The organism is Enterobacter vonholyi, from assembly GCF_008364555.1.
Classification (GTDB): Bacteria; Pseudomonadota; Gammaproteobacteria; order Enterobacterales; family Enterobacteriaceae; genus Enterobacter; species Enterobacter vonholyi.
The window spans coordinates 1-2269 of record NZ_VTUC01000022.1 but is presented as its reverse complement, the minus strand read 5'-3'; the positions used below and the strand labels follow the sequence as shown (position 1 = coordinate 2269).

Annotated in this window: 2 protein-coding genes; both read right to left on the bottom strand. The window is 62.1% G+C overall.

Going from position 1 to position 2269, the window contains the following annotated elements; all coding sequences use genetic code 11:
• Positions 1–840 (bottom strand): filamentous hemagglutinin N-terminal domain-containing protein (locus tag F0319_RS18770; protein ID WP_149367543.1); only part of this gene is annotated, 840 nt, incomplete at its 3' end.
• Positions 841–854: 14 nt separating this feature from the next.
• Positions 855–2269 (bottom strand): ShlB/FhaC/HecB family hemolysin secretion/activation protein (locus F0319_RS18765; RefSeq protein WP_149367542.1); only part of this gene is annotated, 1415 nt, incomplete at its 5' end.

Here is a 2269-nt window from a genome sequence, read left to right as displayed (position 1 = left end):
GTCGCCCTGGCGCGCGGTGAGGTTGCCGAGGTTCACCCCCACGCCCGTCTCGCTGGAGACCAGGCGAATACGGTTCGCATACATCCCGCCGAGCGCGCCGGTATCCACGGCCACCACGGGCGCGGCGCCCTCACCGGCAACCGGCCTGACGCTGCCGTCTGCGCCCACGCGGTTCGCCCCTGCCGTCACCGTCAGGTCGTTCGCGTGTATCGCGGCGTTCACTTCCGTCGCGCGCGCAATAATCGACAGCGCGTCGCTCTTGCTGGCATCCAGCCCCTGCCCTTCAACCATGATGGCCCCTTTCGTCACCTCCAGCGCCAGCAGGTTACCGCTGGCGTCGAACTGCGGTTTCCCCGTGGTCAGGGTGACGTTCGGGGTGTTGATAAATCCGCACCCGTTACAGGTAATGCCGTACGGGTTGGCCACCATGACGTTTGCCGCCCTGCCGGCAACTTCCGTGTAGCCCTGCAGCTGCGAGCGGCTGGCGCCCGTGACTTCGTTGATGATGCCTTTCGCTTCCCGCCCGGCCTGCAGGTTGGGGTTGTTCTGGATAAGCCCGCCCAGCTGAGTCTGGGTTAAACGGTCCGTGCCGTTATTGAGGATAAGCCCCTCTTTGCCGACGTTATACTCACCGAACTGGTTATGCGAGATACCCGCCCCGTTGGGCGTGGCGATGTTGACGACCGGCACCCCGTTCCCCGCCCGATCGACCGTGGCCTGTCCGGCCGGCGTGAGCGCCGCCGCGACGGCAGGCGCCATCGGCTGCCAGACCATCAGGCCGCAGACAATCCAGCTGATCAGACGCTGCGAGAAACGAACGGGTGGGTGACGGGTATCCATAGTCGTAGAGTCTCTTAAAGCATGAAGGCAATGCGCCAGTTAACGCTCACATGATCCGGGCCGAGCCAGTCGGGGTAGTGCAGGGGCGTACCGACCGAAATCTGGCTGCTGTACCAGCGCCCTGCGCTGCTCAGCCCCACCGAACCGCCCCACAGCGTGCCGGAGGCAAAGCGGTCCTGACGGTCTTTTTCCAGCCAGCCGCCGTCAACGGCGACCGTTGCGCTCACCGCGCCAATCACCGGAAGGGTGAAGAGGGAATACCCCAGCTCGTTGCGCCAGTAGCCGCCGTTGTCCCCGGACAGGTACTGTTCTTTAAAACCGCGCACGGAGCTTTCGCCGCCGAGCGTCAGGCGCTCAGAGCCGTACAGCCGGTCGGGCGACCACTGGCCGTAGGCGCTGGTCAGCCACCAGGCGTTACGGGCGACAGGACGCTGGAAGCTGGCGTTCAGGCTCCATTTACGGAATTCCGCGCGCGGCATATCCCCGGACTTATCTTCGTCGGTTTCGGCACTGAACCACGGCATGCCGTGGCTCCAGGTCGGGTTGAAGGTCGCCACGCCGCCCAGCATTTTTTGCGTGTGCGTAATGCCCAGAACCAGGCTGGAGAGGTTGCGCGTGCTGCTCTGAAGCGGCGCGTCGTTGAGCCAGTTGCGGCTGGAGCGCTGAACCACGCCAGCCGCAATGCCGGTTTTCACCTCCCCGTTGCGGAAGACCACCCAGGACGCGTTAACGCGGTGGGTTTTCGTATCGCCCGTGGAGAGCCAGTTAAACCCCTGGTTACTGATGGTGGTCCGGTAGTTACTCCAGGCGTAGCTGTAGTCCAGCAGGCCGTAGCCAAACGGCACGCTGACGCCCGCCTGGAAGTTCTGCGCATCGTACGCGCTGGCAAAATCGCTGCTGCGCCCGCCGCTGACAAACCATTTATCCGCCAGCCCCAGCATATTATTCGCGGTGAGCACGCCATTCAGCTGATTTTCACCGGTGCTCTTCTGCCCGCTATTATCCAGGCTTACCGATGCACTTAAGGGAAATTCCGGTTTTGCCGTGAGGTTAACGATGGAATATCCGGCCTGCGTTCCCGGAAGAATTTCAATCTGAACCGGTTCGGCACGCAAACGGTTAATTTGCTCCATGCCCTGTTCGATGTCGCGTAAATTAAGGATGCCGCCGACCCGTCCCGGAAACGCCATTTTCAGCATGTGCGGCGTTTCGCCTTCCAGACGGATCGCTTCCAGTCTGCCTTCCAGCACCACAATATTCAGCTGACCGCCGGAGAGATCCTGCTCGGTAAGAAAAGCGCGGCTGGTGATATATCCCCGGCTGATATACCAGTCAGAAATATGGGCGAGAAGTTCCGTTATTTTTGCCATATCCAGACAGCGGCCCTGCCACGGCGCGACAAGGGTCTGCCGGGTTTTCGGGGAGATTA